This window comes from Nocardiopsis sp. NPDC006198 (genome assembly GCF_040613895.1).
In the GTDB taxonomy this organism is placed as follows: domain Bacteria; phylum Actinomycetota; class Actinomycetes; order Streptosporangiales; family Streptosporangiaceae; genus Nocardiopsis; species Nocardiopsis tropica.
In genome coordinates this window covers 68,940-80,801 of sequence record NZ_JBEXSY010000019.1, presented here as the reverse complement: position 1 = coordinate 80,801, position 11,862 = coordinate 68,940, and the positions used below count along the sequence as shown (strand labels likewise).

Genomic DNA, 11,862 nt, shown 5'->3' with positions numbered 1-11,862 from the left:
CCGGGTCCGGAAGGGACCGCACGGTCTACTCGCTGCCGATGGCGCGGAAGACGTCGTCGAGGCGGGTCGGCCCGGCCTGGAGGTCGCGCAGTTCCGCCCCGTGGTCGTGCGCCCAGTTCAGGAGCGCGCGCAGGTCCTCCTGCAGACCGGTGGTCTCGACGAGGAACGTTCCGTCGCCCTGGGGCACGGCGGGCAGCGGCAGCGCCGGGGCGGAGGGCGCGAGGGAGAAGCGGACCGTGGCGGGCAGCGTGCGCGTGAGCTCGGAGACCGTCCCCTCGCGGTGGAAGGAGCCCTGGTGCATGAGCCCGATCCGGTCGGCGCGCTGCTGGGCCTCCTCCAGGTAGTGCGTGGTCAGGACGACGGTGGAGCCGTCCTCGCGCAGCCGGTCCACGGCCTCCCACAGGGCGTCCCGGGACTGGATGTCCAGGCCGGTGGTGGGCTCGTCGAGGAAGACCAGCTCCGGTGCCCCGTACACGGCGGTGGCGAAGTCCAGCCGGCGCTTCTCGCCGCCCGAGAGCTGGGAGACCTTGGTGCCGGCCTTGCTGGTGAGGTCGACGACGCCGAGCAGGCGGTCGACGCTGTCCGTGCGCCTGCTGAGCCGGCCGATCAGGCGGACCGACTCCCGGACCGTGAGGTCCGGGGAGAAGCCGCTCTCCTGGAGCATGATGCCCGTGCGGGGCCGTACGCCGCGGCGGTCGCGCGGGTCGCTCCCGAAGACCCGCACGGTGCCGGACGTGGCGGGGCGGTGGCCCTCGACGGCCTCCAGGGTCGAGGTCTTCCCGGCCCCGTTCGTTCCGAGCAGCGCGTAGAGTTCCCCGCGCCCCACGTGGAAGGACAGGTCCTTCACGGCGTGGAATTCGCCGTACTTCACGTTCAGGTGCTCGACTTCGATGACTGGTTGCGTTGGCATGCCCCCATTCCAGCCGTCGGCGCCGCCGTCCGGCAGTCGCACCACGTCACTGATGCACCATGACGTTCGTACGGGTGGGGATGTGACGTGGTGTCACTGTCGGCGCGGAGGGACCGGGAGGAGAGCGGGCCGGGCACAGCCGTCAGCGGCGGCCGACCCCTCGTGTCCGGGGCCGCCGTGCCCGAGGCCCCGGGCGCGTAGGCGCCCCGGGCACGGCGTCAGGTGACCTGCGCGGAGCCGATCCCGGGACCGTCCGAGGCCCTTCGGCGCGGCAGGATCCAGGGGCGGCACACCAGGAAGATCAGCGCGATCTCCACCGGCGCTCCCGCGTAGTACATCAGTTCCGCGCCCGCGCGGGCCTGCTCGGCGGGGACTCCCTCGGGCGGGGCCGCGTAGAGGGTCTTGGCGAGGATGTTGTGCGCGGCGATCGCCAGGACCAGGGCCGCTGCCCGCCACGGCGGGGAGGGGCGGTGCGGCGCCGGGTCGGGGCCGCCCAGGACGGCGAAGGCGAACAGGTACCCGGCGGCGAACACGTGCGCGTGGACCAGGGCGTGCAGGAGCGGGTCGGTGTGCGTGAGGGCGTACAGGCCGGTCCGGTAGAGCGCCCACAGGCCGCCGACGCTGAGCGCACCCGCCACGAACGGGTCGGTCAGGACGGCCGCCGGGGGCGAGGACAGGATTCGGGCGAGGGGACGGGCCGCGCGCACCGGCAGGGTCCGCAGGGCCAGGGTGACCGGGGCCGCCAGGACCAGCAGGAGCGGGCCCAGCATGCCCAGCAGGACGTGTCCGGCCATGTGGGCGGTGAAGTCGTGGTGGGCGCGTTCGGCCAGGGGGCCGACCAGGGCGGCGCCCACGCACAGGCACCCTGCCGCCCACGGCGCGGTGCGGGACGCCGGCCAGGCGGTACCGCGCCTGTACAGGGCCGACACCGCGGCCGGGTAGGCCGCCAGGGCGGCCACCAGCAGGATCGCCGTCACCCACCCGCCCGGGCCGAGCAGAGCGGCTTCGGTCCCGTGGTGTCCGTGGTGGTGCATGCTCAGGCTCCGGCCCCGGTGGTTGCGGCGGGCCGGCCCGCGCGTCGTGCGGTCACGGTCCACAGCACGATCCCGGCCACGAGCAGGACGGCGGCGACGGCGTTCCAGGTCACGTCGTAGGGCACCAGGTCCACCCCGTAGCGGATCTGGTGCAGCCCCAGGACCTTGTGGTGGACCAATCCGTCGTAGAGCTGGAAGAACCCCGCCCCGGTCAGCCATCCCGCGGTGAAGGCAGCGCCCCGGAAGGTGCGTTCGCGGCGCAGTGCGGCGACCATCAGCAGCGAGGCGACGGTGGCGAACCAGCTGAAGGCGTGGAACAGCCCGTCCGAGACCAGGCCGACGTCGCTGGTGGACAGGTCGTAGAAGTGGTGCCAGTGCAGGAGCTGGTGGAAGACCACCTCGTCGACGAAGGCGACGGTGCCCAGCCCGAGCAGGATCCCGGCGGTCAGGTTGCGGCCGTGGCGCGGGCGCGGCTGCGCCCGTGTCGGTGTGGACATCGGCTCCCCTCCCCCTGCCCCGGTCGCGCCTCTCCGTGGGCCTCGCGCACACGACTACCCGGCGGCCGGGGGTGAAAACGCAGGTCCGCCACGGCCCCGGCGGTCGGGGCCGGCGGGCCGGAGCGGTCATCGGGACGCCCGGTCCTCGCACGGTTCCGAGCCGTCGACCCGCACCATTGGTACCAATCGGTACAGAAGTGCTAGGGTCTGGTTCTGTACCACTCGGTACCTAAATTTTCGGGAGAGCACCCATGGGACAGCTGGAAGGCAGGACCGCCGTCGTCACCGGCGGCGGCACCGGGATCGGCCTGGCCACCGCCGCGCGGTTGGCGGCCGAGGGCGCCCACGTGTTCATCAGCGGCCGGCGCGAGGACGTGCTGGCGCGGGCCGCGGAGTCGATCGGCCCCGCGGTCACCGCGGTCGCGGGCGACATCTCCGACCCCGCCGACCTGGACCGGCTGTACGACGCGGTCCGGGAGCGCGGCGAAGGCCTGGACGTGCTGTTCGCCAACGCGGCCGCGGTCTCGTTCGCACCGCTGGAGACGGCCACCGGGGAGCAGTTCGAGCGGACCTTCGGCGTCAACGTCCGGGGCACGCTGCTCACCGTGCAGAAGGCCCTGCCGCTGCTGGGCGAGGGCGCGTCGGTGGTCCTGAACGCCTCGATCCGCGCCGACGACGGCTGGGAGGACTACGGCCTGTACGCGGCGTCCAAGGCCGCGGTGCGTTCCCTGGCGCGGACCCTGGCCAACGAGCTGAAGGGCCGGGGCATCCGGGTCAACGCCGTCTCGCCGGGCGCCATCGACACCCCCGGCATCGACGGCGCCGTCGGCAAGGAGAACGCCGCCGCAGCCAAGGCGGGCCTCGCGGCGGGGGTCCCCCTCGGCCGCATGGGGCGCCCGGAGGAGGTCGCCGCGGCCGTGGCCTTCCTCGCCTCCCCCGACAGCAGCTTCATGCTCGGCACCACCCTGTACGTCGACGGCGGTGAACACCAGTTCTGACGTCCCGGGCACGGGACCGGGCAGGGCCGCGGGCGGGTCGCCGCCCGCGGCCCTGCGCACGCGGGGCGGCGCCTACTGCGGCACGGTCGCGATCTGGATCAGGTTGCCGCAGGTGTCGTCGAGGACGGCGGTGGTGACCGGGCCCATCTCCAGGGGATCCTGGGTGAAGCGGACGCCGAGACCGCGCAGGCGCTGGTACTCCGCCTGCACGTCCTGGACGGCGAACTGGGCGAGCGGGATGCCGTCCTTGACCAGGGCGTCGCGGTAGGTCCTGGCGGCCGGGTGGGCGGCGGGCTCGAGGAGGAGCTCGGTGCCGTCGGGCTCGTCGGGCGAGACGACGGTCAGCCACCGGTCGCTCTCGCCCACCGGGACGTCGTGCTTCTTCACGAAGCCGAGGACCTCGGTGTAGAACTGCTCGGCCTGGGCCTGGTCGTCGACGAAGACGCTGGTCATGTGAATCTTCATGGGGTGTTCCCCTCCGGTCCGGATGCGTCTGGCAGGGGCCACCGCTCGGCGATGTGCCGCAGCGGGGCCGTGTTCAGGTCGTGGAACTTGTAGCGGCCCTCCCGCCTGGTCTCGACGAGCCCTGCGGACTCCAGCACGGCGAGGTGCTGGGAGACCGCCTGGCGCGAGATGCCGAGCCGGTGCCTCATGCTCAGCCGCGAGCAGATCTCGAACAGCGTCTGCCCGGACTTCTCCGTGAGCTCGTCGAGGATGGTGCGGCGAGTCGGGTCGGCCAGAGCTTTGAAGAGTTGGTCGGCCACGGCCACCATGATAGGCAAGTAATCACTTGCTTGTCGAGTCGGGGCGGCGTGTCCCGTATCGGCCTGCCCTCCGAGTGCGCAGGTCAACCGCGGTGCGGTCGTGTGCGGCCCCGGGTCCGGTGTCGGCCGGCGCCACGACCGCTCCTCGCCCGCAGCACCTCGGACGCCTTGTGAACGGGGCTCTCGACCGGTGGCCACGAGGCCGTCGGGGACGCCGTCGTGTCGTGGGTCCGTGCGATCCTGCTCCGCCCACCGAAAACCCCCAGGAGGCGAACGTGTCCCACCACCAGGTCGTCGTGGTCCTGCCGAAGCCGCCCGACACCTCGGCGGGCGCCGCCCCGGGCGAGGCGCTCCTGCGGGAGCTGCTGCCCCTGCTGGGGGAACCCGACTACGCGGACGAGGACACGGACCCGCCCGGCCGCTGGTGGGACCGGTGGATGATCGGAGGCCGGTTCGAGAACGCGTTCCTGTGCACGGACCCCGACGACCCCCGGGTCCTGCCCGCCGAGGACGGCGACCCCCGCCTGGTGACGGCGGCGCCCGCATCCCTGCTCGACCTCGACGCGCAGCGCGAGGCGGCGGCCGGGAGGGCGGCCGACAGGTGGGACCGCGCCACGGGGATACTCCGGCGCCACCCCGACACCGAGGCGCTCCGCGCGTTCCTCCTGCGGGGCGGGGAAAGGGCCGAGCGGACGCGCCCCGGGGCGACGGCCGCGCACGTCCGGACGCCGGCGGGAAGGACCGCCCAGGCCGAACGGACGGCCGCCCTGAAGGCCTACCACGCCCAGGACGCCGTCCGGGAGCTCACAGGAGCCGGACTCACGCACTTCGCCGGGTGCGCGGTCGAGCACTACTCCACACCCCGGGAGGAGTTCGTGGAACAGGCACGTCGGGGCGCGGTACCGGGATGGGCCCTGATCGACACGGACGGAACCTGGTACGCCGTGGAACACCGGCCCGGGACCGGTGACGGCCCCGAAGCGCGACAGGCACGACGCGAGTACCTGCGCCGCACGAACGCGCTCCTCGACGCGTTGCCCGGCGACGCCTACCTGGTCATGGCCGACCTTCACGCGTGAGGAGCCGACGGGAACGACTGTCCGCCCCGGAAGGCGCACGACCGGACGGGCCCCGACCAGTGCCTGCGTCGGCGCCCCCGCGGACGGCGGCCCGGGCCATCACCACGTCCACGGGACCGTGCCGGTCGTCCGGGCACTCCTTCGAGGGGCGAACGCCCCCCTCGTGATCAGAACTCGGGACAGGTCCTGGTCCGACAGCGCGGCTCCGACGCGATAATGGCCGCGACCTTCGAGCCCGGCGGATCACCCCCCGCGCCCGACCGCTCCGCCCTCCGGGAATGAGAACGCACGTGTACATGAGGACATTCGGCCGCGTGGAGGACAGACCCGTGCTGCTCCTGCACGGCGGCGGCGTCGCAGGGTGGATGTGGGAGCCCCTGAGGGCGCACCTGAACCCGGGGCTCCGGCTCCTCGTACCGGATCTTCCCGGACACGACCGCAGCGCGGACACGGCCTACCGGTCGCACGAGCAGGCGGTCGCAGAACTGGAGTCGCTGCTCGAGAAGGAGGCGGCGACGCCCGTCGCGGTCGTCGGGTTCTCCCTCGGCGCGCAGTTGGCGGTCCTGCTCGCCGCCCGCCGGCCGGACCTGGTCGACCGGGTCGCGGCCGTGAGCGCACAGGCCGTCCCCTCACCGGCCCCGCGCCTGGTACTCGCCCTGCTCGCTGCGACCGCAGGGCTGGCCAAGCACGAAAGGTTCGCCCGGCTGCAGGCGAAGGAGCTCTTCATCCCGCCAGAGCTCCTCGACGACTACCTCCGCACCTCCTCGACGGTGTCCAGGGGCACGCTGCTCGCGACCGTCGGCGAGAACATCCGCTTCACCGCGCCCGCGGGGTGGTCGGCCTTCCCCGGTGAGGCGCTCCTTCTCGCCGGGGCCGGGGAGCGCACCTTCATGAAGAAGTCGGCCGAGACGCTGCGCCGGGCCCTCCCCCACAGCGAGCTGGAGATCGTCGAGGGATGCGGACACGGTCTCCCGCTGCAGAACCCCGCCTGGCTGGCGAACCGCCTGCACACCTGGCTCGGCCTCTGAGGGCCGCCCGCGATCAACGGTCATGCCGACGAACCCGGCCCGTGCGCGACGCGGGGCACGACGAGAGGAACAGCGGCACATCCTACGAGCAGGAGGCCTGCTCCTACCCGTGGTGCAAGTCCACCGCACGGACGCCCCCGGTCGAGGACCGAGCTGCCGTCGGCAACGGAGAGCCGTGGAGTTCGGAGCAGGCCCGCGCGGCCTGAACCCCTGGCCACCCCTGGAAATCAATATCCCAGGACCAAGACCCAACCTCAATGGGAGCACGAAACAGCTCGCCCATTCGCCTTCCACCTTATGGGCGTGCCTGCGGATATAGGAGAGTTAACTATCCGTTCGTGGCCATCTCCCACCACCAGTGACTCACGGGAACGCCTTCGGGGACCGCGGTGCCAGCACCTCGCACGCCTGACAGGCTCGTCCGGAGCTCCTCGTCGGTGTCGTCAATGTCTTCGGCGTCCAGCAAGGTGAAAGTCAGACTGCCGAGATAGATCTCGAACAGGTTCTCCAGAGCCGAGCGATACAGGCAGGCTCCGTACCAGCCCTCTCCCTCGGACATCAGCGCGTAGGTGTCGGTCTGGCCGAGGTAGGCGTTGATCTCCCCCGTTCGAGCCGCGGCGAGTTCGGCAATGCGAAGCCTCTCGCCCTGGGTAGGCGTCCCTCCCTGGAGCGTGGCTCCCCAGAGAAGGAGAAGTGCCCGGTCGAGCGGGACGTGTTGGTCGGCCAGATCGGCTGCGGCTTGGAAGATCAGCTCGTGTCCGCTTCCGCTGAAGGTGTGCACGGGCTCGGTGGGGGGCGCCGGCCAGCCGTAACCGTCCAAGTTGGCCGCCCCGTCGGTCTCCACGCGCACCCGTGCGGACAGGGTCACGGCAGCCAGCTCGGTGTCGGCCGCCGCTCGGTGGAAGGTCAGGACGCGTGACCCGTGGGAGTCCGCAATGTCGCTGACCACAGCTCCTTCTCGCACTGTTGTGGACGCCGACGCGTGGAATGCACGGACGGGCGTGCCGTCCCTGCGTTCCGTAAAAGGCAGTTCAACAAGTCGGCGTTTGGTCTGCGTCGCGGCGTTGACGGGGGAATCGAACATCAGCATGTTCGCGTAAGAACGAAGCTTCTCACACACAGCAGCCGAATCTGCGTCGGATTCTATACGCACTCCGCTACGTCCGAGCGTTGCTATCGCAGCCAGATCCTGGTCCAGACGTCGCTGTACCAGGCTGGGGTCTGCACGCAACCGCGCAGCGGCGATCTCTCCGGGAGTGAGGTCAGAAGACAAGGAAACTCCTGAGCAGTAGAAGGTCTTCGATCACAGCGGCGACTTCTCATAGTGGCGCCTACAGAGCTGTTCCGGTTCGCTCATGCCCTGGAGTGCAGGCATACCACCAACAGGGCGATCCAAGCAATCAATCGAGGGTCTCATCTGCACAGATGGGAGGTGACTACGATAAATATCGTACGCTTCCTTACTGTCCGATACGTCTGCTCCGCGCTGAATATTTCGATATGGCTTCACCTGCACCGACCTCAGACCGGGGAACACCAAAAGAGAACAGGAAGAAAGGGGATAAAATTCAGAGAAAAATCAGACATTGTCATCCATCGTACACACCATCGAGATGGTCATATTCAAGCCGTGTTCTTTTTTCTTCTTCACTCATATCTTGTCGAACTGGGGAACTCCACCACCAGTACCCTTCGGGAACCCAGTCTGGAATATCCGAACTCCGCACAGGCGGAGCTTCATCAGAAACATCCTTGATAATTTCATCTATATCTTCAAGATCCTCATGGAAGGTAACTTCTAAACTTGTTGAACCAACACTATCCCAATCCATGAACTCATCGTCGAGTATTTGCAGCACAGAGCGCATCCAGCACGCCACTTCAAAACCATCTAGGCGACCACGCTCAGCATAGTTGGAACACTTTCCAACATAGGCCCTAAGGCCCCCTAGGTTATCCTCATTCACCAAAAGCCTGGAGAAGGAAGCCCTGAAGCCTTCTGAAATATCAACAGAAACGGGACTACTCTTCAATTCGACATAGATAGAAGGCAGAGAGTCGAGCACCGAGCCGACTTCCAACACCGCCTCTTTTTTGCCTTTTTTCTTTTCAAGTTTTTCAATAATTTTTATCATGTCTTCTTGAGGCATAAACTCCCCCAGTTGAACTAGTCCTTGAAGACCGTGTTGCCGTATGTCGGCATGACTATAGAACCGTCTTCCTTGACAATCACTATCGCCCTCAAGAATACTTCTTTTTTCTTTCTCTTGTCGATTACCTGATTCCCGTCCAAGTCAAGCTTCGGTCTTACTATTTCCAATCTCTCACCACCGCCGTCAAGTGGCTCCCGGCTACGAATCTCTCCGCTCCGGATCGTCTCCTCCGCACTATCCATATAGTCATCTACAATACTACCCCCCTGCTCCCACGGCTGAATCTCATCATAGTGCTTCCGCGCATGGTAGGCAGTGGACGTCTGGTGACCCATGCCGATATTGCCAGCCTGGTCTCGGATTGCCTGCTCGAATTCTTCGGGCGGCAATTCTGTATCTACTCGAGCTGGCTGATCGGGCCTTTTCTGCTCGACCGCAGCATGGTCCTGCTCCAGGCGTTGAGCAACAAAATCATCTGTCATCTCGGACGCCACATTTCTCTGCGAATCCCTCTTGCTTACTCCACTTTCCTGGAGTTCAGTTGCCAATTCGTCAAAAGTGGCCTTGAAGTACTCGTATCGATAGGCGAATTCTCGCGGGTTTTCGGCGCCCTCCATGGCAAAGCGAGTGGCCCTCGGATGCATATCGTTTGCCACACCTCCCCCAAACTTCTGACTGAGAGCCGATGCGACACGCTGCCACTGGTCTCCATCACGGGGATGATCTCCACGGAGGGCAAGAATCTCCTCTTCAGACAAATTCGCATCACGAAGACCATTCTCGGCTTTTTCTGCCTTATCGAGCCTTCTTTCCAAGTCTGGATCAGAGGGAGGAGAAATATTCTCCTCACCTGAGTCAGCATTTTCACCATCATCCCCACCGGTGGTGGTGCGGTCCCGGGGCGGCTGGTCTCCGCCGCCCTCACCACCTCCGGTGGCGGTTTCCGGACGTGCGGGTTCCTCACTCGGAGCGTCGTCACGCCGCACGGGGCGGTCGTCGCCCTGACCGTCGGTTCCTTCATCGTCCGTACGACTCGTAGGACGCTGTTCGGGACCGTCCTCGGCTCGTTGCTCCGCGTTGTCGCCGCGCTGCCCTTCGGTGTCCGGGCGGGTGGTCGGCGCGAGGGCTTCGGTGTCCTGGTCAGGCCTTCTGGGAGTGTCCGTGTCCTCGACACGGGGGCGGTCGGGCGAAGTGCCCTCTCCCTGACCCTGCGGGGTGTCGCCGCGCTGGGGTGTGGTCGGGGAGGGCTGGTCGCCGCCGTCGCCGACCACCGGCCGGTTCGGGGACGGGGAGGGCGCATCCGGCCGGGGTGCGGGCGTGTTGCGGTACTGGTCGGGGTCCAGGAGCGATTCGCGGAGCAGGGTGAGGTCGTGCCGGAAGCGTTCGCCGATCGGCGTGCTTCCTTCCTCCAGGCGCTGGGGCAGTGGGCTGCTCGGGCCCACCGGGAGGCGCCCGCCGGTCTGGGAGGACTGGCCGTTGCCGTCGGAGTAGGAGCCGTCCCGGTTGGAGGGGGTGATCGCCTCTCCGCCCGGCCCGAGCGTCAGCACGGTCGTGCCGATCTTGAGCGGGATGCCCACGGTCATCAGCGCGGTGTTGAGGACGCTGGTGGAACCGGTGTACTCAGGGTCCTCCTCGCGCCTGGACCAGGCCGTGTGCCCCTCCACCGCTTGGTCCCAGCTGGCGCCGATGTTGGTGGTCCAGCGGTCCCACCTGGTGCCCTCGGCACCATCGGCCACCCATCCCTGTTCGTCGTGGACGCCGATGAAGGTCATCGCGTCCATCCACCCGTCCTTGACGGTGTTCTTGGCGTTCTCCCAGCGCCCGCTGGGGGTGATCTGCCATCCGCCCTGGGGGTGCCACAGGCCGGACAGCGAGGCCAGCCCCACCGCAGACCCCCACAGTCCGTCGACCACGAGGATGTCCCAGGCGGCCTGGTCGGTGCTGTTGGAGAAGCTCGCCATGGAGGGGTGGAACTCGGTGCCCAACCACGCGGTGAAGTCGTTGGCCGGGTCCATGAAGGTCTCGTCGAACCCCGGGGCCTCGCGCTCACCCGCGTCGGTGGGCAGCCCGTAGACGAGCACGTCGTCCCCGCCCGCCTGGTCGGGCGAGGCGTAGGAGGGGCCGCCGAAGAGAGCGGAGATCCGTGTGGCGCAGGCGTTCTCGGCCTCGTTGAACGCAGCCCAGGCCGTGTTGACACCGTCCTTGAGCCGGATGTTCTCCTGGAGGGCCCACTCGTCGGTCTCGTCGTCCTTGTCCAGCCACCACACCTTCTTGTCGTGGTGCTTGTTCCAGAACGACTGCGCCTCGATCCTGAGGGTGTTGAGCGAAGAACGCGCCGTCGAGGCGGCCTCAGCCAGTTCCTCCAGGGCGTCGGCGACGGTGGCCAGGTCGCTCTGGATGTCCTCGCCCCGGGTCACCACCGGGTCCATGGCGGCGAAGAGCGTCTCGCTCTCCGGAGCGACGTAGTGGGCCTGCAGTCCTGCCCAGGTGGAGTGCATGTCCTCGGCGCCGCCGAGGAGGTTCTCCCCGCCGGTGCGCAGTGTCTCGGCGGCGTAGTTGAGCGACCAGACGTCGGTCAGGGGGTAGGGGATGGCCTCGGGGTCGATGAGGGTGAACATGTTCGGGTCCACCCCGTCCTGGGGCTGGGTGGGCTCGAAGGTCACCGCGGTCCTCCGGGGGTGGCGGGGGCGTCGGGTCCCAGGTCGAGGTTGAAGCCGGTGCCGGCCTGGCTCTGGGCTTCGGCGGCCATCTCCTCCTGTCCCTGGTCGTAGGCGAGGGTCGCGTCGTTGGCGCCCTGCAGGCAGGAGAGGCTGCGGGTGAACATGGCGTTGGTCTGGGTCGTGAAGTGGCCGAGGAACCCGCCCAGGGCCGCTTCGACCGGGGGGCTCTTGGCGTTGGTCAGGGCCATGTCGATGCCGTCGGCGGTGGTGTCGATGGTGGCGGAGAAGCCCTCGCCGTCCAGGCCCAGCCGGGTGCTGAAGTCGGTCAGGGTCAGCGCCACGCCGTGGACGTCGATGTCCCACCGGCTCATCGCTCACCCGCCTGTGTGCGGGCGGTGAACCGGTGCGGGTGGAAGGCGGTGCCGGCGTCGGCGTCGCGGACCTGGGCAGCAGCACGTGCGGCCTCGGCCATGCTCTTGTCCGCGACGCGGGCCCTGAGCTGGTCGAGCGAGACTCGGACGCCTTCGACCGCGGTGTTCATGCGTTGTCTGACCGGTGGGAGGAGGGCGTCGTGGTGCTCGGGGGCCGAGGAGGACGCGGCCTGTTCCTGCCGGCCCTGGCTCGTGGCGGAGGGGCCGGGGAGTTCTCCGGGGGTGGGGGGTTGCTCTGGGGGGTCTACCAGCTCGAACTTCATTCGCCCGGCTTTTCTCCTCTTTGTCAGTGCTGCACCTGCCTTTGA

Annotated in this window: 14 protein-coding genes; 4 read left to right on the top strand and 10 right to left on the bottom strand. The window is 68.3% G+C overall.

All coding sequences use genetic code 11. The features are described from left to right. Positions 1-25: 25 nt before the first annotated feature. From ABZ234_RS15495 to ABZ234_RS15485, 3 genes are all read right to left on the bottom strand, one after another. Complete coding sequence (locus ABZ234_RS15495; RefSeq protein ID WP_355012486.1) at positions 26-910, bottom strand: ABC transporter ATP-binding protein; 885 nt, start codon at positions 908-910, stop codon at positions 26-28. 218 nt (positions 911-1,128) lie between these two features. After that, positions 1,129-1,944, bottom strand: coding sequence for a cytochrome c oxidase assembly protein (locus ABZ234_RS15490; RefSeq protein ID WP_355012485.1), 816 nt, complete (start codon positions 1,942-1,944; stop codon positions 1,129-1,131). Positions 1,945-1,946: 2 nt separating this feature from the next. Beyond that, positions 1,947-2,441, bottom strand: coding sequence for a DUF2243 domain-containing protein (locus tag ABZ234_RS15485; protein WP_355012484.1), 495 nt, complete (start codon positions 2,439-2,441; stop codon positions 1,947-1,949). Between the two features lie 251 nt (positions 2,442-2,692). Between ABZ234_RS15485 and ABZ234_RS15480 the strand changes: the two genes are divergently transcribed. Further along, on the top strand, positions 2,693-3,439 hold the full coding sequence (locus tag ABZ234_RS15480; RefSeq protein WP_355012483.1) for an SDR family oxidoreductase: 747 nt from the start codon (positions 2,693-2,695) through the stop codon (positions 3,437-3,439). A gap of 72 nt (positions 3,440-3,511) precedes the next feature. Here the strand turns inward: ABZ234_RS15480 and ABZ234_RS15475 are convergent, their stop codons facing one another. Then, positions 3,512-3,904 carry a VOC family protein gene (locus ABZ234_RS15475; RefSeq protein WP_267944740.1) on the bottom strand — a complete coding sequence of 131 codons (393 nt, stop codon included), beginning with the start codon at positions 3,902-3,904 and terminating at the stop codon, positions 3,512-3,514. Beyond that, complete coding sequence (locus tag ABZ234_RS15470) at positions 3,901-4,212, bottom strand: metalloregulator ArsR/SmtB family transcription factor (protein WP_267950409.1); 312 nt, start codon at positions 4,210-4,212, stop codon at positions 3,901-3,903. Before ABZ234_RS15470 ends, ABZ234_RS15475 begins: the two co-directional genes overlap by 4 nt. A gap of 266 nt (positions 4,213-4,478) precedes the next feature. Here ABZ234_RS15470 and ABZ234_RS15465 point away from each other — a divergent pair, with 266 nt between their 5' ends. From ABZ234_RS15465 to ABZ234_RS15455, 3 genes are all read left to right on the top strand, one after another. Next, complete coding sequence (locus ABZ234_RS15465; protein ID WP_355012482.1) at positions 4,479-5,282, top strand: hypothetical protein; 804 nt, start codon at positions 4,479-4,481, stop codon at positions 5,280-5,282. 314 nt (positions 5,283-5,596) lie between these two features. After that, the gene (locus ABZ234_RS15460; RefSeq protein ID WP_355012481.1) at positions 5,597-6,310 is read left to right on the top strand and encodes an alpha/beta hydrolase; all 714 of its coding nucleotides are present in this window, start codon (positions 5,597-5,599) and stop codon (positions 6,308-6,310) included. A 41-nt stretch (positions 6,311-6,351) separates the two neighbouring features. Next, entirely contained in the window at positions 6,352-6,516 is a 165-nt protein-coding gene (locus ABZ234_RS15455; RefSeq protein WP_355012480.1) for a hypothetical protein, read from the top strand. Positions 6,517-6,638: 122 nt separating this feature from the next. Here the strand turns inward: ABZ234_RS15455 and ABZ234_RS15450 are convergent, their stop codons facing one another. The 5 genes from ABZ234_RS15450 to ABZ234_RS15430 form a co-directional block, all read right to left on the bottom strand. Further along, entirely contained in the window at positions 6,639-7,400 is a 762-nt protein-coding gene (locus tag ABZ234_RS15450; RefSeq protein ID WP_355012479.1) for a hypothetical protein, read from the bottom strand. A gap of 499 nt (positions 7,401-7,899) precedes the next feature. Then, positions 7,900-8,460, bottom strand: coding sequence for a hypothetical protein (locus ABZ234_RS15445; protein ID WP_355012478.1), 561 nt, complete (start codon positions 8,458-8,460; stop codon positions 7,900-7,902). Positions 8,461-8,477: 17 nt separating this feature from the next. Then, complete coding sequence (locus ABZ234_RS15440; protein WP_355012477.1) at positions 8,478-11,126, bottom strand: hypothetical protein; 2,649 nt, start codon at positions 11,124-11,126, stop codon at positions 8,478-8,480. Further along, positions 11,123-11,494, bottom strand: a complete 372-nt coding sequence (locus ABZ234_RS15435) for a DUF6507 family protein (protein ID WP_355012476.1) — start codon at positions 11,492-11,494, stop codon at positions 11,123-11,125. Before ABZ234_RS15435 ends, ABZ234_RS15440 begins: the two co-directional genes overlap by 4 nt. Next, positions 11,491-11,817 (bottom strand): cell envelope biogenesis protein TolA, encoded by a 327-nt coding sequence (locus ABZ234_RS15430; protein ID WP_355012475.1) that lies wholly within the window; start codon positions 11,815-11,817, stop codon positions 11,491-11,493. Before ABZ234_RS15430 ends, ABZ234_RS15435 begins: the two co-directional genes overlap by 4 nt. Between the last annotated feature and the right edge of the window lie 45 nt (positions 11,818-11,862).

Coding starts and splice junctions, on each gene's coding strand:
- ABZ234_RS15495 (WP_355012486.1), bottom strand. CDS start 910: ATGCCAACGCAACCAGTCATCGAAGTCGAGCACCTGAACGTGAAGTAC.
- ABZ234_RS15490 (WP_355012485.1), bottom strand. CDS start 1,944: ATGCACCACCACGGACACCACGGGACCGAAGCCGCTCTGCTCGGCCCG.
- ABZ234_RS15485 (WP_355012484.1), bottom strand. CDS start 2,441: ATGTCCACACCGACACGGGCGCAGCCGCGCCCGCGCCACGGCCGCAAC.
- ABZ234_RS15480 (WP_355012483.1), top strand. CDS start 2,693: ATGGGACAGCTGGAAGGCAGGACCGCCGTCGTCACCGGCGGCGGCACC.
- ABZ234_RS15475 (WP_267944740.1), bottom strand. CDS start 3,904: ATGAAGATTCACATGACCAGCGTCTTCGTCGACGACCAGGCCCAGGCC.
- ABZ234_RS15470 (WP_267950409.1), bottom strand. CDS start 4,212: ATGGTGGCCGTGGCCGACCAACTCTTCAAAGCTCTGGCCGACCCGACT.
- ABZ234_RS15450 (WP_355012479.1), bottom strand. CDS start 7,400: ATGCTGATGTTCGATTCCCCCGTCAACGCCGCGACGCAGACCAAACGC.
- ABZ234_RS15445 (WP_355012478.1), bottom strand. CDS start 8,460: ATGCCTCAAGAAGACATGATAAAAATTATTGAAAAACTTGAAAAGAAA.
- ABZ234_RS15435 (WP_355012476.1), bottom strand. CDS start 11,494: ATGAGCCGGTGGGACATCGACGTCCACGGCGTGGCGCTGACCCTGACC.
- ABZ234_RS15430 (WP_355012475.1), bottom strand. CDS start 11,817: ATGAAGTTCGAGCTGGTAGACCCCCCAGAGCAACCCCCCACCCCCGGA.